The sequence below is a fragment of the Nocardia sp. NPDC004260 genome, from assembly GCF_053603155.1.
In genome coordinates this window covers 38,546-59,183 of record NZ_JBSGEZ010000012.1, presented here as the reverse complement: position 1 = coordinate 59,183, position 20,638 = coordinate 38,546, and the positions used below count along the sequence as shown (strand labels likewise).

Below are 20,638 nucleotides of genomic sequence, written 5' to 3'. Positions count from 1 at the left end.
CTCGCCCGGGCCATGAGAGGTGCGGCGCGGCGGATGCCAGGCGCATCGCTAGGTCACGCGCATCGGCTCGAGCACCGCGAACCGAGACCGAGTCGCGCCCAGGATCGGGTGCCGTTCTGATCTGCACCGCTGCCCGCGACCGTCGGCCCTCGACATGGCACGGCTCGTGGGGCCGCTCCTGAGCCGCTCGGTCGTACCGGTGACCTATCGAACGGCGCCTGATCAGACCTTCACGAGGTCGTCGGCGTGGATGACGGGGCGCTGCATCGTGTCGGGGAGTTCGGCGGTGGAGCGGCCGAGCATGCCCGCCAGTTCGGTGCTGTCGTATTCGACGACGCCCCGGGCGACAACGCGAGTGTCCGGAGCCACCAGATCGACCACGTCGCCGCCGTAGAAGCGGCCACGGACACCCACGATCCCGGCCGCAAGCAGCGACCTGCGGCGGTGCGCCACCGCTTGGACCGCGCCGTCATCGATGAGCAGCGTGCCGCGGCTGTCCGCGGCGTGCCGGACCCAGAACTTGCGGGCGGACAACCGCACCGGCCGCGCGGCGAACGCGGTGCCGACGGTGCCGGTGGACAACGCGGTGGCCGCCGACGAAGCGGCGGCGAGCAGAACCGGCACGCCCGCGTCCGCGGCCAGACGCGCCGCCGACAACTTGGACGCCATACCGCCGGTGCCGAGCGCGCCGCCGCTGCCCGCGATGACGCCGTCCAGGTCGGCACTGCTGCGCACCTCGGGAATCAGCGTGGCCGCACCCTTGCGCGGGTCACCGTCGTAGAGGCCCGCCACATCCGACAGCAGCACGAGGGCGTCGGCGCCGACGAGGTGGGCGACCAGCGCGGCGAGCCGGTCGTTGTCGCCGAAACGGATCTCCTCCGTCGCGACCGTGTCGTTCTCGTTCACCACCGCCACCGCGCCCAGCGAGCGCAGGCGATCGAGGGTGCGCTGCGCGTTGCGGTGATGCTCACGCCGGGAAAAGTCGTCGGCGCTCAGGAGCACCTGCCCGACCGTGCGGTCATAGCGGGCGAACGACGTGCCCCAGGCGTGCGCCAGGGCCAGCTGCCCGACGCTCGCCGCGGCCTGCTTGGTCGCCAGGTCACGCGGACGGCTGGTCAAGCCCAGCGGCGCGATGCCGGCGCCGATGGCGCCCGAGGATACGACCACCACATCGGATCCGGCGCGCATCCGCGCCTCCACCGCGTCGGCCAGCCGATCCAGCCGCGCGGTATCCAGGCCGCCCTTCAAGCTGGTCAGCGCGGACGAACCGATCTTCACCACGACCCGGCGCGCCGCCGCGATCGCCAACCGCGCCTCGCTCAGGCCCGATGAATCCGCCTCGGCGCTGATAGACCTCACCTGCATCGCCACCGAACTCCCTGCACCACAATCGAATCCACGATAGTCGGGACCCAGCCGCGAACGATCGAGTCCGCCGGACACGGCGCCAACCGAGGGCGCACGGCGACTCGACCGTGGTCCACGTCCTACTCCTCGTCTTCCTGTACCAGACCGCGTCGCACCCGAGACGCGTGCTTGCGCTCGGCCGCGCTGACTCGGTCGGTTTGCTCCAGCCGGATGTCGGTGCCGCGCCCGGTGGGCACCATGTCGATGCCCGCCGAGATCTGCGGCTCCCAGTCGAACGTCACGTCGCCGATGGTCACCGGCGCTCCCGGCTCCGCGCCCAGCCGCACCAGTTCGTCTTCCACGCCCAAGCGCGCCAGACGGTCGGCCAGATAGCCGACGGCCTCGTCGTTGTCGAATTGGGTCTGCCGCACCCAGCGCTCCGGCCGGGTACCGCGCACGATGAAGCCGCCGGGCTCCTCGGGGTCGGCGAGCACGCTGAATCCGGTCTCGTCGACCGCGATCGGGCGGATGACCGGACGCTTCGGCGCTGCCTGCGGATGCTCCTCGCGGTAGCGGCGCACCAGATCCGCGAGGGCGAAGGTCAACGGACGCAGGCCCACGTGGCTCACGGCGGAGATCTCGAACACCGGCCAGCCGCGTTCGGTGAACTCCGCGGTCACCATCTCGGCCAGTTCGGCCGCGTCGGGTACATCGATCTTGTTCAAGATCACCACGCGTGGGCGGTCGGCCAGATCGCCGAGCCCGGCGTCCGCGCTCAGCGCCGGCTGATAGGCGGCGAGTTCGGCTTCGAGCGCGTCGACATCGGACACGGGGTCACGGCCCGGTTCCAGCGTGGCGCAGTCCACCACATGGGCGAGCACCGCGCAGCGCTCCAGGTGCCGCAGGAAGTCCAGCCCGAGTCCGCGGCCCTCGCTCGCGCCCGGGATCAGTCCGGGCACATCGGCGATCGTGAAGGTGGTCTCACCGCTGGCGACGACGCCGAGATTGGGTACCAGCGTGGTGAACGGATAGTCGGCGATCTTCGGCTTGGCCGCCGAGAGCACCGAGACCAGCGAAGACTTGCCCGCCGAAGGGAAACCGACGAGCCCGACGTCGGCGACCGACTTCAGTTCGAGCACCAAGTCGAGTTCTTCGCCGTCCTCGCCGAGCAGCGCGAAACCCGGCGCTTTGCGGGCCTTGGACGCCAGCGAGGCGTTGCCGAGTCCGCCGCGGCCGCCGCGGGCGACGATGAAGCGGTTGCCGGCACCGACCAGGTCGACGAGCACTTTGCCCTCGTCGTCGAGCACCACGGTGCCGTCGGGCACCTTCAGCACCAGGTCGACGCCCTGCTTGCCGTCGCGGTTGCCGCCTTCGCCCGGTTTGCCGTTGCCAGCCTTCGCGTGCGGGTGGAAGTGGAAGTCCAGCAAGGTGTGCACGTTGGAGTCGACCTCGAGGATGACGTCTCCGCCGTTGCCGCCGTTACCGCCGTCCGGCCCGCCGAGCGGCTTGAACTTCTCGCGGTGCACCGAGGCGCATCCGTGGCCGCCTTTACCCGCACGCACATGCAGTACGACACGGTCGATGAACTTGGACATACGCCGAATCATCCTCCTTCGGGACTGGTCGTACTGGGGGTGCTCGTTCGCGAACACGAAAAACGGGCCAGGGTTCCGAGACCCTGACCCGCTCGCTGTATATCCGGAAGTGGTTCGGCGGTCAGGCCTGAACCGGCTCCGGGATCACGATGTTGACGGTCTTGCGTCCACGCTTGGTGCCGAACTCCACCGCGCCCGCCGCCAGGGCGAACAGGGTGTCGTCACCGCCACGGCCGACGTTCACGCCGGGGTGGAAGTGGGTGCCGCGCTGACGCACCAGGATCTCGCCCGCCTTGACCGACTGGCCGCCGAAGCGCTTGACGCCGAGTCGCTGGGCGTTGGAATCGCGTCCGTTCCGGGAGCTGGACGCACCCTTCTTGTGTGCCATAGCTGGTTCTCCTCGGGATGTCTTACTTGATGCCGGTGACCTTCAGGACCGTCAGCGGCTGACGGTGTCCCTGGCGCTTGTGGTAGCCGGTCTTGTTCTTGAACTTGTGGATGCGGATCTTCGGGCCCTTGGTCTGCTCGACCACCTCGGCGGCCACGGACACCTTGGCCAGCTTGTCGGCGTCGGTGGTCAGCTCGGAGCCATCAACGACGAGAACCGGATCCAGCGCCACGGCGGTACCCGGCGCACCCTCGATCTTCTCGACCTTCACCAGGTCACCGACCGCGACCTTGTACTGCTTTCCGCCGGTCTTGACGATCGCGTACGTTGCCATCGGTCGGCTGCCCTTCTTCCTATAGTGCTCGGCACTCGTTCACGCGGCGACATCTCCGGTCTGAATCCACCGGAAACCGCCACACGACTGGTCTGGTAATCGCCACCGCCTCGGCACCTGGTGGCTCTCGGTATCGAACTGTCGAGAACCGGGCCACGAAGACAAAACATGTTGTCACCGGGCAGCGACTGTCCAAGATTACAGGACGGCTACCGCGACGACCAAACCGGCGTTCACCCGCGCACCGCGGCCCTGCTGCGCGTTCGCTGCCGGAACGCCCGTGGCCCCCGACCGGAGAGACCGGCGGGGGCCACGTGGCGTCGGCGAGAACCTCAGTTCGCGGCGTCCGGCGCGCCTGCCGGGCGGCCGACCGACCGCCTGCGCGGCCGGTTGCGCTGCGGCACCTCGACCGGCTCCGGCTGGGAGTAGTCGACCGCGGGCGCGGGCGCCTGGTCTCCCGTGGGCAGCACGAACACCGCTCCGGAGCTGTCCGCGGCGGGCGCCGCGGCCGAACGGGCAACCCTCCGGCGACGAGCCGGACGGCTCGGGCCCGGCTCGGCCACCCCGTTGGCGGCGGCACCGTTCTCGGTCGTCGCGACGGGCTCGGCGGCCGCGACGGTATCGGCGACCGGCTCCGGCTCGGCGACCGGAGCAGACGCCTCGACCGGCTCCGGCGCGGCATCCGAGACGGACGCACCGACGGGCTCGGACGCGCGCTCTTCCGCCGGTACCGACTCGACCTCTTCGACTTGCTCGACGACCTCGACCACTTCGGCGGGCTCGGTCTCCGGCTCCTCGGCGGGCACCGCGACCGCGGCCTCGACGGTATCCGTGACGACGCGCTCTTCGGCGGCCTCGTCCGCGACGGCGGCCTCGTCCGCGACGGCGGCCTCGTCCGCGACGGCGGCCTCGTCCGTGTCCGCGACCTGCGGCTCGGCGAACGTGTCCGCGGTCGCTTCCGGCGCATCCTCGGACTGGTGCGCGGCCATCGCCAGCGCCACCGGATGCGCCCGTTTGACGGCCGCGTCGTCCTCGGTGTGTTCGGCCGCGGGACCGGACCCGTTGGCAGGCTGAGGAGCCGCCGCGGCACCCTTGTCCCGGCCACGACGCCTGCGCGAACCGCTCTCGCGGGTGCGCGCGGCGGGCTCTTCACCGGAGCCGGGCTCCACCGGGTAGCTGTGCACGAGGATGCCGCGTCCGTGGCAGTGCTCGCAGGTGGTGGAGAACGCCTCGACCAGGCCGGTGCCCAGCTTCTTGCGGGTCATCTGGACCAGGCCCAGCGAGGTGACCTCGGAGACCTGGTGGCGGGTGCGGTCCCGGCCCAGCGCCTCGGTCAGGCGGCGCAGCACCAGATCGCGGTTGGACTCCAGCACCATGTCGATGAAGTCGACGACGATCATGCCGCCGATGTCGCGCAGCCGCATCTGGCGCACGATCTCCTCGGCCGCCTCCAGGTTGTTCCTGGTGACCGTCTCCTCCAGGTTGCTGCCGCCCGCGCCGGTGAACTTGCCGGTGTTCACGTCGATCACCGTCATGGCCTCGGTGCGGTCGATAACCAGGGTGCCGCCCGACGGCAGCCACACCTTGCGATCGAGCGCCTTGGCCAGCTGTTCGTCGATCCGGTAGGTCTCGAACACGTCGACGCCGTTGTTCTCGTGCCGGGAGACCCTGGTGAGCAGGTCCGGCGCGACGGTGCCGATGTACTTCTCCACCGTGCTCCAGGCCCGGTCGCCCTCGATGACCAGCTTGGAGAAGTCCTCGTTGAACAGGTCGCGGATGACCTTGACCAACAGGTCGGGCTCTTCGTAGAGCGTCTTGGGCGCGTTACCGTCCTTGCCGGTCTGCTGCTGGATGGTGCGCCAGGTCGCCTGGAGCCGCTCCACGTCGCGGGCCAGTTCGGTCTCGCTGACGCCTTCGGAGGCGGTGCGGATGATGACACCGGCGTCGGCGGGCACGATGTCGCGCAGGATCTCCTTGAGGCGCTTGCGCTCGGTGTCCGGCAGCTTGCGGCTGATCCCGGTGGAGGTGCCGCCCGGCACGTACACCAGGAAGCGCCCGGCCAGGCTGATCTGCGTGGTCAGCCGGGCACCCTTGTGGCCGACGGGGTCCTTGCTCACCTGGACCAGCACCTGGTCGCCCGGCTTGAGCGCCTGCTCGATCTTGCGCTCCTTGCCGCCGAGCCCGGCGGCCTCCCAGTTGACCTCACCGGCGTACAACACGCCGTTGCGGCCGCGGCCGATGTCGACGAACGCGGCCTCCATGCTGGGCAGCACGTTCTGCACCTTGCCCAGATAGACGTTGCCCACCATGGACGCGGAACCTGTGCTCGTCACGAAGTGCTCGACCAGGACGTTGTCCTCGAGCACGGCCACCTGCGTCGCGGTGGGGTGATCCGGGAACGACTTCTCGCGCACCACCATCACGCGGTCCACCGCTTCGCGCCGGGCCAGGAACTCCGACTCGGTCAGGATCGGCGGGCGGCGACGGCCCGCCTCCCGCCCGTCGCGACGGCGCTGCCGCTTGGCTTCCAGCCGGGTGGAGCCGGTGATGCCCTGGACCTCGTCGACCGCTCCGCGGCCGCGGCTCTTGTTGCGCGGCTCGCGCTCGTGCACGACCGTGTTCGGCGGATCGTCGTCGGCGGGCTCGTTCTCGCCCGAGTCACCGGCCACCTTGCGCCGACGGCGGCGACGGCGACGGCGGCTCGAGCCTTCCGGCACGCCGTCCTCGTCCTCACCCTCGCCCTCGGCGGTCTCGGCGGACTCCGCCGCTTCGGTGGCTTCGGCGGACTCGGCGGTCGCGGGAGCCGACTCGTCGTCGGTCTCAGAGTCCTCGCCCTCGCCGTCGCCATCGGACTGCTGCTCGCCCCGGCCGCGACCGCGCCCCCGGCGGCCACGGCGACGGCGCCGCGGCTGGCCTTCGGCGTCGACGTGCTGATCGGACGACTCGCGCTCGTCCTCGGTGTCCTCGGTCTCGTCCTCGACGGGCTCGGGAGCCTGCTCGTCGGTGCGGCGGGCCGCACGCTCGGCGCGGCGCTGCTTGCGCGCCTCCTCGGCGGAGGCGGCGTCCGGCGACAGGAACAGCGGCGCCTGCACGACGGCGGCGGACTCGAACACCGCAGGAGCCACCGGCTCCGGTTCCGGCCGCACCGAGTGCGTGAACAGCTGCGTGTGGTTGGCCGGGGCGGTGAGCGGCGGCTGCGCGGTGGACACCGTGTCCGGCGCGGAGAAGATGACGCCCGCACCGGAGAACGGAACGTCACCGGCGGGTGCCGGTGGTTCCGTGGCAGGCGCGGGTCGTTCGGCCGCGGGCGGCCGAGTGGGCGCGCGTTCCTCCGGCTGCGCCGGTACGGGGGCGTCTCCCTGCCCGGCGGCGGGCTGCTCGGCCGCGGCGTCCGCCGCGACCGTCCCCAAGGCGTCGCGCACGGACTCCGCGACGGCTCGGTCGACGTTCGACTGGGCGCTGCGCGCGTCCGCCCCCATCTCGGTGAGCTTGGCCAGGATGCGCTTGCTCGTTACCCCCAGCAGCTTGGCGAGTGCGTGAACTCGGATTCGCTCCGGCAATTGTTCGGCATCCTGTGATGTTGTTTCCAGCGGCTCTTGATCGGCCACGAAGTCTCCTCGGGCCCCCGGGCGCGTCCCTCCCGGCGGGAGTGACGCGGCCGACGCGGGGGCGCTGTCCGTTCGACTCGCACCCGGTGGGCGCGAGATCAAGTGGTCTCGCCCCGCGTGCCCGGTTATCTCCTCGGTTGTGCGTCGGTCGGGCTAACTGGTCACGCGGCGCCTGGCTGTATGGCTGAACTCCGCGGCGCGAGCGCTCATCCAGCGTGCCTACACGAACAGCGGACCCGGTGACCAGGCCGTTTGTCCATGGCAGCGATGATCGGCATCGAACCGTGGTGTCATCCGGCTGCCCTCGTCACGTTTCGTTCGAGCACCTGCACGAACAGTCGGCGTCGAAAGCAGCCGATGCCAGTATCCCATACCGCGCGCCGGGCGTTCGCCATCGGCGCTCGACTCGGTCCCGCCCGCGGCGCGAACGCGGGTCTCGCGGCGGCGCGGGCACGACGATCGAGACTCGGTCAGGCGGGCAGTTCGGGGAACCAGAGGGCGATCTCCCGCTTGGCCGATTCGGGTGAATCGGAGCCGTGGACCAGGTTCTCCTGGGTCTCCAGAGCGAAGTCCCCGCGAATGCTGCCGGGCACGGCCTTCTCGACCGGGTCGGTGCCGCCCGCGATCTGGCGGAACGCGGCGATGGCGCGCGGGCCCTCCAAGATGGCCGCGACGACCGGGCCCGAGGTGATGAACTCGATCAGGGACCCGAAGAACGGCTTCTCGGCGTGCTCGGCGTAGTGGCCCTTGGCCAGTTCCTCGGACACGTGCTTCAGCTCGAGGGCGGCGATCTTCAGGCCCTTGCGCTCGATCCGTGCCAGCACCTCGCCGACAAGGCCACGGGCCACACCGTCCGGCTTGATGAGTACCAACGTCTGCTCAGTCACGGCGCACAGCCTATCCGGCATACTTCCGGGCACCGCACCAGCGGTCGGGCTGATCGGCTTCCCGGGCGCTCGGCGGGGAGACTTCCGCCGGAAAAAGTGCGACCGGCAGCGTCCTGGGCGGCCCTGCGGCTACGACCGTTGGATGCGCTGGCTCGGCAGCAGCCCTTTCTCCATCCGGCCGCGCACGTCGGCGCGCAGCACCAGGATGAAGCCCCAGACCACGGCGAACACCACACCGATGACGCCGATGGACACGTGGATGAACGCGCCGAGCAGCACCAGGACCTGCAACCCTAGGTTGAACGGCAGCGCCCAGGACCGCCGCTGCAACCCGGCCCCGAGGAACATCACCACCGCGAGCACCACGAGATAGGTGCCGGACAACCAGGTCACGCCGCCGCCGACGTCGGCAACCACCGGCAACGCGAGCAACACCACGATCGCCTCGAGCACCAGCGTGCCCGCCATCACCCCGCGGAAGCCCTTCCACGGGTCGGTCGCGGGCGCGGGCACCGACTGCTCGTCTCGTCCGGCCGGTTCGCTCATGCTGTGCCCTCCTCGGCATCCGCCGGGCTCGTGCGGTGACCGGCGCTCATGCGGTGGTTCTCGGTCCCGCGATGGTCGAGTGGGCCGGGGTTCACGCACCTGGCGCTCACGCCGGGTCCTTTCCGAACAGCGCGCGAGCCGCGCCCGCCGTGACGACCGATCCCGTGATGATCACGCCCGCGCCGGAGACCATCTCGCCCGCGTCGCCCACTTCTTCGGCGATCGCGATCGCGGTCTCCAGCGCGTCGGGCAGGGTGGCGGCGGAAACCACGCGCTCGTCGCCGAACCGCTGGACCGCGAGGTCGGCGAGCGTCTCCACGTCCAGCGCGCGGGGCGACCCGTTGCTGGTGACGACGATCTCGTCGAGCACCGGCTCCAGCGCGGTGAGGATGCCGTCGGCGTCCTTGTCACCGAGCACCGCGACCACGCCGACCAACTTGCGGAAGTCGAATTCGTCGGTCAGCGCCGCGGCCAGCGCCCGCGCGCCCGCCGGATTGTGCGCGGCGTCGATGAAGATGGTGGGCGCGCTGCGCATCCGCTCCATCCGCCCGGGACTGGTGACGCTCGCGAAGCCCGCGCGCACGGCGTCGATGTCGAGCCTGCGCTGCGCGCCCGCACCGAAGAACGCCTCCACCGCCGCGAGCGCGAGCGCCGCGTTGCGCGCTTGATGCTCGCCGTGCAACGGCAGGAAGATCTCGTCGTACACCCCGCCCAGGCCCTGCAACTCGAGTTGCTGTCCGCCCACCGCGATCTGCCGGGCCAGCACGCGGAACTCCGAGCCCTCGCGCGCGACCGCGGCGTCCACCTCGACGGCGCGGCGCAGCAGCACCTCCATCGCCTCGGGTTCCTGCTGCGCGATCACCGCGACGTTGTCGCGCGGCACCAGGCTCTCCGGGGCGCGCTTGATGATCCCGGCCTTCTCCCCCGCGATCGAGGCCAGGTCCGGACCCAGGTAATCGGTGTGGTCCAAGCCGATCGGCGTGATCACCGCCACCTGCCCGTCGATGACGTTGGTGGCGTCCCAGGTGCCGCCCATTCCCGTCTCGACGACCGCGACATCGACCGGCGCCTCGGCGAAGGCGGCGTAGGCCATGCCGGTGAGCACCTCGAACTTGCTCATCGCGGGGCCGCCCGCGGCCGCCGACTGCTTGTCGATCATCTCGACGAAGGGCAGCAGTTCGCGATAGATCTCCACATACCTCGCCGGGGTGATCGGCGCGTTGTCGATGCTGATCCGCTCGGTGGCCAGCTGCAGATGCGGACTGGTGATCCGGCCCGTGCGCCGATGCAGTGCGGTGAGCAGCGCGTCGATCATCCTGGTCACCGAGGTCTTGCCGTTGGTGCCCGCGATGTGGATCGCCGGGTAGTTCTGCTGCGGCGAGCCGAGCAGGTCCATCAGCGTGCCGATCCTGGTGAGCGACGGCTCGATCTTGGTCTCCGGCCAGCGCTGGTCGAGTTCCGCCTCGACCAGCGCCATCTCCGCCAGTTCCACCGGCGACGGACCGGAGCCGAGCCGCGCTGCGCCGCCACGGCCCTCGTCGTCGCCGTATTGCGGTTCCGGCTCGTGGTTCACTTGCCGCTCAACTCCGCCAGTCGGGCCCCGATGCGCGCCACCTCGTCCGCGGCGACCTGCTGCCTGCCGCGGATCTTCTCGACCACGTGGTCGGGCGCCTTGGCCAAGAACGCCTCGTTGCCGAGCTTGGCGGCGGTGCCATGGAGTTCCTTCTGCGCGGCGGCCAGATCCTTCTCCAGCCTGCGGCGCTCGGCGTCCAGGTCGACCGCGCCCGAGGTGTCCAACTCAACGGTGACCGTCCCGGTGCTCAGGCGGACCTCCACCGACGCGGTCGCGGCGAAGCCCGCATCCGGCTCGGTGAGCCGCGCGAGGTTGGCGACCGACGCCGCCTGCTCGCCGAGCCCCGCCTCGCCGACCCCGATCAGCTTGGCCGCGACCTTCTGCTTGTCCGCCAAGCCCTGGTCGCTGCGGAACCGCCGGATCTCCGTGATCAACCGCTGGGTGTCGGAAATACGTTGCGCCGCTTCCTGGTCCGCGGGCACCCCGGAGTCCTGCGGCCACGGCGCGATCACGATCGACTCGCCGCCGGTCAGCGCCTGCCACAACGCCTCGGTGACGAACGGGACGACGGGGTGCAGCAGGCGCAGCACCGCGTCGAGCACGGTACCGAGCACCAACCGGGTCGCTTCCGCGCGCGCGCCGTCGGCGGCGAACTGCACCTTGGCCAGCTCGAGGTACCAGTCGCACAGCTCGTCCCAGGCAAAGTGGTAGAGCGCCTCGCACGCCTTGCCGAACTCGTAGGCGTCGAACGCGGCGTCCGCTTCGGCGCGCACCGCGTCCAGCCGGTCCAGGATCCAGCGATCGGCGTCGGTGAGCTGTGCGCGATCGGGCAGGTCGCCCACCCGCGCACCGTTCATCAGCGCGAACTTGGTCGCGTTGAACACCTTCGTCACGAAACTGCGCGAGGCGAGCACGTGCGGCTCACCCACCGAGAGGTCGCCGCCGGGCTGCGCGCCGCGTGCGAGGGTGAAGCGCGTGGCGTCGGCGCCGAAGGCGTTGATCCAGTCCAGCGGGTCGATGCCGTTGCCGCGCGACTTGGACATCTTCTTGCCGAACTGATCGCGGATCAGGCCGTGCAGGAACACGTCCTTGAACGGCACCTGCCGCGCGCCGCCCTTGCCCGTGGTCAGCACGGCGTCCTCGGCGACGTAGGTGCCGAACATCATCATCCGCGCCACCCAGAAGAACAGGATGTCGTAGCCGGTGACGAGCACGCTTGTGGGATAGAACTTTTCGAGTTCGGCGGTGGCGTGCGGCCAGCCCATCGTGGAGAACGGCCACAGGCCGGAGGAGAACCAGGTGTCGAGGACGTCCGGGTCCTGCACCCAGCCCTCGGGCGCCTGCTCGTCGGGCCCGACGCACACCACTTCGCCCTCGGGGCCGTACCAGATCGGGATGCGGTGACCCCACCACAGCTGACGCGAGATGCACCAGTCGTGCATCTCGTCGACCCAGCCGAACCAGCGCGGCTCCTGGCTCTTGGGGTGGATCACGGTGTCGCCGCTGCGCACGGCGTCGCCTGCGGCCTTGGCCAGCGACTCGACCTTCACCCACCACTGCATGGACAGGCGCGGCTCGATCGGCTCGCCGGTGCGCTCGGAGTGCCCCACGGAGTGCAGGTACGGCCGCTTCTCGGCGACCACACGGCCTTCTCGCGCGAGCCGCTCGCGCACCTTGACGCGGGCCTCGAAGCGGTCCATGCCATCGAATTCGGTTCCGGTGCCGGTGATCCGGCCGCGCTCGTCCATGATCGTCGGCATCGGCAGCCCGTGCCGCAGACCCATCTCGAAGTCGTTGGGGTCGTGCGCCGGTGTGATCTTCACCGCGCCGGAGCCGAATTCGGGATCCACGTAGTCGTCGGCGATGATCGGGATCTGCCGTCCGGTGATCGGATGCTCCAAAGTGGTGCCGATCAGCGCCCGGTAGCGCGGGTCCTCCGGATGCACGGCCACCGCCGTGTCGCCGAGCATGGTCTCCACCCGGGTGGTGGCCACGACGACGTGCGGTTCGTCGTCGCGGAGCGAGCCGTAGCGCAGCGAGACCAGCTCGCCTTCCACGTCCTCGTACTTGACCTCGATGTCGGAGATCGCGGTGCGCAGTTCGGGCGACCAGTTCACCAGCCGCTCGGCGCGGTAGATCAGGCCCGCGTCGTAGAGCCGCTTGAACATCGTCTGCACGGCGCGCGACAGGCCTTCGTCCATGGTGAAGCGGTCCCGGCTCCAGTCGACGCCGTCACCGAGCGCGCGCATCTGCCACTGGATGGCGCCGCCGGATTCCCGCTTCCAATCCCAGACCTTCTGCACGAACAGTTCGCGGCCGAAGTCTTCCTTCGTCTTGCCGTCCACCGCGAGCTGCTTCTCCACCACGGTCTGGGTGGCGATGCCCGCGTGGTCCATGCCGGGCAGCCAGAGCACCTCGTACCCCTGCATCCGCTTGCGGCGCGACAGCGTGTCCATCAGAGTGTGGTCGAGCGCGTGGCCCATGTGCAGCGTGCCGGTGACGTTCGGCGGCGGCAGCACGATCGAGTAGGGCGGCTTCCCGCTGCCGGTGTCGGCGGTGAAATAGCCAGCGGCTACCCAGCGCTCGTACATCTCGGCCTCCACCTCGCTGGGAGTCCAGCTCTTGGGGAGGGCATCGGCACGATTACGCGTGTTGTCAGGGGCTGCGCTGGTCACCCCGCGATTCTAGAGCGCGTCGCTGCGCCGACTTCGGGTCGGTCGACCCGGCTCGCCGCTGCCCGCGGATCCGCCGGGTGGCAGCGCCGTGGAAATCGGGCGGGATATCGGCCCGCGGGGCGCTCCGGACGAATCGCGCGGAGCGGAATTTCACGACGGAGACAAAGAAAGGCGGAGTCTTCGGTGGATGAGGGACACCGAACACTCCGCCTATGCCAGTAGCTTACCGGCGATCCGAGGCCGGACTCGGAATCCATAAGCAATTCTCAGCTTCCGGTATTTTCTACCCCGGATATTCCCCTTATCGGACCGCCACGGTGACGTCGGCCGACACCAAGTCGCCGTTGATCGCGATCGCGGCGGTCGAGCCCGCGCCCGCCGCGGAGATCACCTGCGCAGCCGGATTGCTCACATTACCGGCGGCCCATACGCCCGCCACGCTGGTGCGCCCGGTGGCGTCCGTCACCACCCAGCCGTTGTCGTCGAACGCACAGCCGAGCGCCACCAGCACGTCGTCGTTGGCGCGGAAGGTCGGCGCGACGAACATCGCCCTCCTCGGCACCGCTCGCCCGTCGGCCAGCTCCACACCGCGCAGCCGGTCCTGCACCACGAACCGGGCGACCTCGCCGTCGAGTACCCGCACTCCGCGCGCGTCCAGGTGAGCGCGGTCGTCGTCGGACAGCGGCATCGTGTTCGGGAACAAGATGACGTCGTCCGACCACTGCGGCAGCAGCAGGGCCAAGTGCACCGCCCGGGCCGAGGCGCCGGGTTCCCGTCCGCCGAGCACGCCGAGCGGCTGGTCACGCACCTCGTAGCCGTGGCAATAAGGGCAGTGCAGCACGTCGCGCCCCCATCGTTCGCGCACTCCGGGCAGCCGCGGCAGTTCGTCGCGCAGCCCGGTCGCGACCAGCACGCGGCGCGCCCGCAGCGTCGCACCGCCCCGCAGCCGCAGCACGAACTCCGACTCACCCACCCGTTCCGCGCCGACGACGACGTCGGAGCTCACCTCCGCGCCGTAGCCCGCCGCCTCCTCGGCTCCGGCCGCCAGCAACTGCGCGGGCGGTATCCCGTCCCGGGACAGGAACCCGTGCATGTGCTCGGCGGGCGCGTTGCGCGGCGCGCCGCCTCCGACCACCGCGACCCGCCGGCGCGCCCGGGCCAGGACCAACGCCCCGGACAGTCCCGCCGCGCCGCCGCCCACGATCACCACGTCATATGTCTCGCTCATCCGCGATCACCTCCACCGGCACAGTGCCGTCGCTCGGCGCAGATCAGCAACTATTGTTGCCAAATCTGGGACAACGCGGTGCACTGGGGACATGTCCACACCACCGGGCGTCGCCCAAGCCCTCGCCGACATCGGTCCGCGACTCAAAGCGCTGCGGACTCGACGCAATGTCACGCTCGCCGCACTGGCGGAAAGCACCGGGATCTCCAAGAGCACGCTGTCGCGGCTCGAGTCCGGCCAGCGAAAAGCCAGTCTGGAACTGCTGCTGCCGATCGCGATGGCCCACCAGGTGCCGTTGGACGAACTGGTGGCCGCACCGCGGATCGCCGACCCCCGGGTCCACGCGACGGCGCGGAAGATGAACGGGCTCAGCATTCTTCCGCTGACCCGGCAGCCGGGGCCGCTGCAAGCGTTCAAGATCGTCATCCCGCCCGAGCGTGGCGAGCCCGACCCGAAGGTGCACGAGGGTTTCGAGTGGCTCTACGTCCTGTCCGGACGGCTCCGGCTGGTGCTGGGTGAACACGATCTGGTGCTCGGCCCCGGCGAGGCCGCGGAATTCGACACCCGCCAACCGCATTGGTTCGGTAGCGCGGGCCGGGGACCAGTGGAAATTCTCAGCCTTTTCGGGTCCCAGGGTGAACGAATGCATCTTCGCGCGCGGTCGGCGGGCCGGAAACCCAGATGAACCGATAATGTCCGAAATGTCCAGTATTGCCGAAAAGGCGAAACCTCGGGACTCTGGGAAGGGTGAACACCCCAGGCGCACCCCACTCGGCGAATCACCAAGAAAAACGGGGGTTTTCCCGGATGCCGAACCCGTCTCGGCTGCGGACGCTGGGAGAGGTGAACCCCCCGCTGGAAGCCGTGCCCGGGCACGCCCCCGAACCGCGACCGCCGATCCTTGTGCCGGACGCGCTGCACGATCTACGCGGTCGCGCGGTCGCGGAGATTCGATACCCCGCCGCGGCGGCGCTGATCGTCGCGGGCGTCCCCGGCGCGGGTAAGAGCACCGCCTTGCGCAAATTCTTCGACGCCGACGCGGCGGCCACCGCACCGTCGCATAGCCCCGCCGGGGTGCTGGTGCTCGACTCGATGCAGGCGCGCAATCGCTGGCGGCCCAAACTCTGGTGGCTGCCCTACCTGCTGTGGCGTCCGGTGGTGCACGTGGCGCACTTCGTCGCTGTTCGCGCCGCGTTGCGTGAGGTCGACGGCCCGGTCGTCATCCACGACTGCGCCACCTTCCGGTGGGCGCGCGTTCTGATCGCGCGCTGGGCGGCGGGACGTGAATTGCACCTGCTCCTGCTCGATGTGCCCGCGCCGGTGGCCAGGGCGGGCCAGCACAGCCGCGGACGGCGGATCAATCAGGTGGCCTTCCGGCTGCACGTGCGCGGCTGGCGGCGATTGATGAGCGTGGTGGCGACGGAACCCGCGGCCCGCGGTTCCCGGTCGGTCGTCATCGTCGACCGCGCGGCCGTCGACCGCCTTGGGTGCGTGACCTTCGCCCGACCGGCGAAAACCGCCGCCCCGGTGCGCCTCAGGGCACCAGGACGGTCAGCGCCGCCGGGACGGCCCTGATGGTGAGCGGCAGGGTGCCCGCCGGTTCGCCGTCGGCCGTGGCGGGCGCGCCCGCGGCGGTCAACGTGACGGCCGCGGCGCGGAACTGCTTGACCTCCGGGTGATTCTGGCGTTTCCCCGCCGACAGCGCGGGCAGCAAGCGCAGCATCTCCCGCCGCGACAGCGCGCCGACCACGGTCAAGTCGAGCAGTCCGTCGTCCATGATCGCGTCCGGGCAGATCAACATGCCGCCGCCGTAGGTGCGGGTGTTGCCGACCGCGACCATGACCGCCTCGGTCTCCAGCAGCGAGCCCGCGCCGGGGTTGGTGAGCCCGTCGGTCACCGCGTCCACCAACTCGACGCGGTAGGGAACGGTGAAGCGCCCGGAGATCTCGGCCAGCGCGGCGACGGTATAGCGCAGCCTGCCTTTCGGCCAGCGCATCTCATTGGCGCGCAGCGTGACTCGCGCGTCGAATCCGGTGCCGGTCACCGTGGCGAACCATATCGGCGCGCCGGGCGACTCGATCCGGCCGAGATCGATCGTCCTGGTCCGCCCGCGCAGCACGAGCGCGGCGGCGGCGAGCGGGTCGTCGGTCGGCACACCGAGTTCCCTGGCCAAGTCGTTGCCGGTGCCCGCGGGAACCATGCCGAGCGGGACGCCGGTCGCCGCGACGGCCTGAAGAGTCAGGTTGATCAGGCCGTCGCCGCCGACGCAGACCACGGCATCGGGCGGCGCGTCGCCCGCGATGACATCTCGCACCTGCCGAACCGTTTCGGCGGCCGAGGGCGCGCACACCTCGGCGACCTCGGCGCCGCCCGCGCGGAGACGGGCGATCGCGGCGCTCGCCGCCGCGCCGCTCTTGCCGTGCCCCGACCGCGGGTTGGTCACCACGGTGACCTTGCGCACCGGCGAATATTCGGTCACGGCACCAGCTTTCCCGGATTGAGGATGCCGGCCGGATCGAGTTCGGCCTTCACCGCGCGCAGGACGCGCACGCCGAGGTCACCCACTTCGTCCGGCACCCAGGGGCGGTGGTCGGTGCCCACCGCGTGGTGGTGGGTGATGGTGCCGCCCGCCGCGACGATGGCGTCGCCCGCGGCGCGTTTGGCGGCCTGCCACTGCGCCAGCGGGTCGTCCAACTGCTTGGCGACGACGGTGAAGTACAGCGACGCACCGGTCGGGTAGGTGTGCGAGATGTGGCACATGACCAGCGGGGGCGTCCCCTGCGCACTGAGCGAATCGGTCAGCGCCCCGGTCACCTTCTCCTTCAGCGCGCTCAGATTCGACCAAGTGGTGGCGGTTTCCAGCGTTTCACAGAGCACCCCGACATCCAGGAGCGCGTCGCGCAGGTACGGCGCGGCGAAACGACCGTGCTCCCATTCCCTGGCCGCTGTCTCGCCCAGGGCCGAGCCGCCCGCCGCGGCCAGCAGGGCACCCGCTTCGGCGCTGCGCGCGGCGACGTGCGCGGCACTGCCCTCGTAGGTGGTGACGGCCAGGCATCCGGCCACCGGGTTGCCGCCGATATCGCCGGAGCGGGCGAGGTTGATCCCGGTCTCCGCCTCGTCGGACAGCCGGAGCACGGTCGGCGCCGCACCCTCCTGCACCACCGCGCGCAACGCTGCGGCGCCGGTCGCGAAATCGGGAAACGACCATGCCTGGTAGGCGACGGTTTCCGGGACCGGGTGCACGCGCAAGGTGACCGCGGTGATCACGCCGAGCGTGCCCTCCGATCCGACGAACAGCTCACGCAGATCCGGCCCCGCCGCCGAGGCGGGGGCGCGCCCGAGGACGAGCGTGCCACTGGGCGTGGCGATCTCGAGCCGCTGCACCATGTCGTCGAAACGGCCGTAGCCCGCCGAAGCCTGGCCGGACGATCGCGTCGCCGCGAAGCCACCGATGGTGGCGAACTCGAAGCTCTGCGGGAAGTGCCCGAGGGAGAAGCCGTGCACGCCGAGCAGTTCCTCCGCGCGCGGGCCGGTGAGTCCCGCGCCCAGTGTGGCGGTGCCGCTGATCGGATCGATCGCGGTGATCGTATCCAGCCTGCGCAGATCGAGGGCGATCACGGCGTCGAAGCGACCACGCACGGGTTCGACGCCGCCGACCACGCTGGTGCCGCCGCCGAACGGCACCACCGCGACGGCGTTCGCCGCGCAGTAGGCGAGCACGGCGAGCACCTCGTCGTGGTCGGCGGGGAAGACGACGGCGTCCGGCGCGTCCTGCGGGCCCTCGGCCCGGCGGCGCAGCAGATCGGGTGTGCTCTTCCCCCCTGCGTGCCGCAACCGATCGCGGTGGTCGGCCGACACGTTCCCGGAACCGACCACCTCGACCAACCCGGCTCGCCGCGCGGGCGTCAACGCCGATTCGCGCAGTGGCACGTCGCCCTCATCGCGGCGCGCCACCGGATCGCCGGACACCCCGAACACCTGCGTCAGCAGACCACGGATCCGCTCCGAAAGTGGCTGGTGCCCAGCCGGGATTCCCCAGGCATCCCAGACCATACTCGCCGCCGACCCGCTCACGCCGGTCTTTGCCGCGGAAGCCGAATCGCCCGCGGAGTGCTGCCGTGTCTCCACCATGCGTTACAGTTTGACATAGACTGTCAAGCAGTAACGAAGATTCGGACCATTCCCCTGGTCGACGCCAGCCGTCGGCCGATCAACCCCCGGTGGTGACACCTTGACCGCTCCTGACGACTCCGCCGAGCGCCTCTCGGCGACCGACCTGGCGATCCTCGACGCCGCTCGCGCGTGCGTGGAGGAATTCGGCGTGCGCCGCACCACCCTCACCGAAGTGGCGCGGCGAGCGGGCGTCAGCAGGCCGACCGTCTACCGCCGCTGGCCGGACACCGGCGCGCTGGTGGCCGAGCTGCTGGTCCGCGAGCTGCGCGGGATCGTGGCGGCGACCATGCCGTCGGCGGGCAGCGCGCGCGTCAGGCTGGTCGAGGGCGTGGTCGCGGGAGCGGCGACGGTCCGGTCGAATCCCTTGTTCGGCAAGATCTTCCGTACCGACACCGATCTGATGCTCACCTACGTCTTCGGCAGGCTGGGGCGCAACCAGCGCGCTCTGATCGAGCTGTTCGCCGCAGGTATCCGCGACGGCCAGCGGGACGGCTCCATCCGCGGGGGCGACCCGGAACAGATGGCCACGATGCTGCTGCTGATCGCCCAATCCGCGGTGCAGTCGGCGGGCACCGTCGCGCCGCTGCTGTCGGGCGAGCACCTCGACACCGAACTCCGTCGCGCGATCGACGGGTACCTGGACGACCACGCCCGGGAGACGACCGAGGACAAGCGCGATGAGTCGTCTTCGCACCCTTCTCGCCGTATCCGAAAGGCATTGTGATGAGCACTGATCCGGGACACACCGGGGACTCCGCGTTGAACGCCGTCCGCCGCGCGGCGGATCTGTCCCGGCTCGGCGACGGCGCCGAGGTCGACGTCCTGGTGATCGGCGGTGGCGTCACCGGCGCGGGCGCGGCGCTGGACGCCGCGGCCCGCGGGCTGCGCACCATGCTGGTGGAACGCCACGACCTGGCCTTCGGCACCAGCCGCTGGAGTTCCAAGCTGGTGCACGGCGGCCTGCGCTATCTCGCGAGCGGCCGCGTCGGCATCGCCCACGAAAGCGCCTCGGAGCGCGGCATTCTCATGCGCACCACGGCGCCACATCTGGTGCGCCCGCTGCCCCAACTGGTCCCGCTGCTGCCGAATATCGGCACGACGCAAGCCGCACTGGTGCGCGCCGGTTTCCTGGCGGGTGATCTGTTGCGGCGTGGTGCGGGCACCCCCGCTGCGCTGCTGCCCCGGTCCCGGCACATCGCCGCCGCGGAGGCGGTACGGCTCGCACCGACTGTGCGCCGCGCGGACCTGCGCGGCGGGCTGCAGGCATGGGACGGACAGCTGGTCGACGACGCGCGCTTGGTCGTCGCACTGGCGCGCACCGCGGCGGCCAACGGCGCGCGCATTCTGACCCGCGTCGAAGCGCTCGACGTGACCGGGAATTCGGCGACCCTGCGTGACACGCGCACCGGCGAGACCCTGGCGGTGCGGCCGCGCGCCGTGGTGAACGCCACCGGAGTCTGGGCCGATCAGGTGGATCCGAGCATCCGGCTGCGCCCGAGCCGCGGCGCCCACCTGGTGTTCTCCGCCGCGTCCTTCGGCGGCCTGTCCGCGGCGCTCACCGTACCGGTGCCCGGCAGCATCGGCCGCTTCGTCTTCGCCTTCCCCGCCGCGCACGGCCGGGTGTACCTGGGGTTGACCGACGAGGACGCGCCGGGCCCGGTTCCCGACGAGCCGAAGGCCACCGACGGCGAGATCGATTTCCTGCTCGACACCATCAATCCCGCCCTGCGCGAGCCGCTGACCCGCGCCGATATTCGCGGCTCCTACGCCGGGTTGCGCCCACTGCTGGAGACCGCCGACGACAGCACCGCCGACATCTCGCGCAAACACGCGGTGCTGCGTTCCCCGAGCGGGATCGTCACCATCGTGGGAGGCAAACTCACCACCTACCGCAAGATGGCCGAGGACGTGATCGACGCCGCCGTCGCGCACAACGGTCTCGCCGCGGCACCGTGCCGCACCCGGCGGCTACCACTGGTAGGCGCGGTCTCCGGAGCGGCGCGCGACCGCATCGACGCGCCGCAGGTGCTGATCGAACGCTACGGCGGTGAGGCGGACGCCGTGCTGGCCGCGGCGCGCCGTGATCCTGCCCTCGTCGAGCCGGTCGCGCCCGGAATGGACGTAATCGGAGCCGAATTCGCGTTCGCGGTGTCCCACGAGGGCGCGCTGGAGATCGACGACCTGCTGGATCGGCGCACGCGCATCGGCCTGATCGCCGAAGATCGGGCCGCCGCGGCGCCCGCGGCCGTACGCGCCCTCGCTTGACGGCACGACGCGTACGGGC

General features: G+C 70.7%; 16 protein-coding genes. 4 read left to right on the top strand and 12 right to left on the bottom strand.

The window, feature by feature from the left end; all coding sequences use genetic code 11:
- Window positions 1-222: 222 nt before the first annotated feature.
- From proB to ACWEO7_RS09640, 10 genes are all read right to left on the bottom strand, one after another.
- Window positions 223-1,365 carry a glutamate 5-kinase gene (gene proB / locus ACWEO7_RS09685; protein WP_450025377.1) on the bottom strand — a complete coding sequence of 381 codons (1,143 nt, stop codon included), beginning with the start codon at window positions 1,363-1,365 and terminating at the stop codon, window positions 223-225.
- A 122-nt stretch (window positions 1,366-1,487) separates the two neighbouring features.
- Entirely contained in the window at window positions 1,488-2,942 is a 1,455-nt protein-coding gene (gene obgE, locus ACWEO7_RS09680; RefSeq protein ID WP_452422266.1) for a GTPase ObgE, read from the bottom strand.
- Window positions 2,943-3,063: 121 nt separating this feature from the next.
- Window positions 3,064-3,330 (bottom strand): 50S ribosomal protein L27, encoded by a 267-nt coding sequence (gene rpmA / locus ACWEO7_RS09675; RefSeq protein ID WP_159845326.1) that lies wholly within the window; start codon window positions 3,328-3,330, stop codon window positions 3,064-3,066.
- A 22-nt stretch (window positions 3,331-3,352) separates the two neighbouring features.
- The gene (gene rplU, locus ACWEO7_RS09670) at window positions 3,353-3,664 is read right to left on the bottom strand and encodes a 50S ribosomal protein L21 (protein ID WP_452422264.1); all 312 of its coding nucleotides are present in this window, start codon (window positions 3,662-3,664) and stop codon (window positions 3,353-3,355) included.
- 332 nt (window positions 3,665-3,996) lie between these two features.
- Window positions 3,997-7,272, bottom strand: a complete 3,276-nt coding sequence (locus ACWEO7_RS09665) for a translation initiation factor IF-2 N-terminal domain-containing protein (protein WP_452422262.1) — start codon at window positions 7,270-7,272, stop codon at window positions 3,997-3,999.
- A 470-nt stretch (window positions 7,273-7,742) separates the two neighbouring features.
- A complete protein-coding gene (gene ndk, locus ACWEO7_RS09660) occupies window positions 7,743-8,159 on the bottom strand; it encodes a nucleoside-diphosphate kinase (protein WP_039796656.1) in 417 nt (138 codons plus the stop codon).
- Window positions 8,160-8,288: 129 nt separating this feature from the next.
- Entirely contained in the window at window positions 8,289-8,705 is a 417-nt protein-coding gene (locus tag ACWEO7_RS09655) for a DUF4233 domain-containing protein (protein ID WP_452422260.1), read from the bottom strand.
- A 106-nt stretch (window positions 8,706-8,811) separates the two neighbouring features.
- On the bottom strand, window positions 8,812-10,197 hold the full coding sequence (gene folC / locus ACWEO7_RS09650) for a bifunctional tetrahydrofolate synthase/dihydrofolate synthase (protein WP_452422356.1): 1,386 nt from the start codon (window positions 10,195-10,197) through the stop codon (window positions 8,812-8,814).
- 77 nt (window positions 10,198-10,274) lie between these two features.
- Window positions 10,275-12,953, bottom strand: a complete 2,679-nt coding sequence (locus tag ACWEO7_RS09645; protein ID WP_452422258.1) for a valine--tRNA ligase — start codon at window positions 12,951-12,953, stop codon at window positions 10,275-10,277.
- A gap of 301 nt (window positions 12,954-13,254) precedes the next feature.
- Window positions 13,255-14,181 carry an NAD(P)/FAD-dependent oxidoreductase gene (locus tag ACWEO7_RS09640; protein ID WP_452422257.1) on the bottom strand — a complete coding sequence of 309 codons (927 nt, stop codon included), beginning with the start codon at window positions 14,179-14,181 and terminating at the stop codon, window positions 13,255-13,257.
- Window positions 14,182-14,272: 91 nt separating this feature from the next.
- Between ACWEO7_RS09640 and ACWEO7_RS09635 the strand changes: the two genes are divergently transcribed.
- Entirely contained in the window at window positions 14,273-14,866 is a 594-nt protein-coding gene (locus ACWEO7_RS09635; RefSeq protein WP_452422255.1) for a helix-turn-helix domain-containing protein, read from the top strand.
- A 122-nt stretch (window positions 14,867-14,988) separates the two neighbouring features.
- Window positions 14,989-15,756, top strand: coding sequence for an AAA family ATPase (locus ACWEO7_RS09630; RefSeq protein WP_452422253.1), 768 nt, complete (start codon window positions 14,989-14,991; stop codon window positions 15,754-15,756).
- On the opposite strand, the gene ACWEO7_RS09625 is transcribed toward ACWEO7_RS09630, so the two are convergent.
- Window positions 15,716-16,660: a diacylglycerol kinase gene (locus tag ACWEO7_RS09625; RefSeq protein WP_452422251.1), complete on the bottom strand. Its 945-nt coding sequence runs from the start codon at window positions 16,658-16,660 to the stop codon at window positions 15,716-15,718. The genes ACWEO7_RS09630 and ACWEO7_RS09625 overlap by 41 nt on opposite strands.
- Window positions 16,657-18,234, bottom strand: coding sequence for an FAD-binding oxidoreductase (locus ACWEO7_RS09620; RefSeq protein ID WP_452422354.1), 1,578 nt, complete (start codon window positions 18,232-18,234; stop codon window positions 16,657-16,659). The genes ACWEO7_RS09625 and ACWEO7_RS09620 overlap by 4 nt, the downstream gene beginning before the upstream one ends.
- Before the next feature lie 178 nt (window positions 18,235-18,412).
- Here ACWEO7_RS09620 and ACWEO7_RS09615 point away from each other — a divergent pair, with 178 nt between their 5' ends.
- Together ACWEO7_RS09615 and ACWEO7_RS09610 are read left to right on the top strand one after the other, a co-directional pair.
- The gene (locus ACWEO7_RS09615; protein ID WP_452422249.1) at window positions 18,413-19,078 is read left to right on the top strand and encodes a TetR/AcrR family transcriptional regulator; all 666 of its coding nucleotides are present in this window, start codon (window positions 18,413-18,415) and stop codon (window positions 19,076-19,078) included.
- Window positions 19,078-20,619 carry a glycerol-3-phosphate dehydrogenase/oxidase gene (locus ACWEO7_RS09610; RefSeq protein WP_452422247.1) on the top strand — a complete coding sequence of 514 codons (1,542 nt, stop codon included), beginning with the start codon at window positions 19,078-19,080 and terminating at the stop codon, window positions 20,617-20,619. Before ACWEO7_RS09615 ends, ACWEO7_RS09610 begins: the two co-directional genes overlap by 1 nt.
- The last annotated feature ends 19 nt before the right edge of the window (window positions 20,620-20,638 follow it).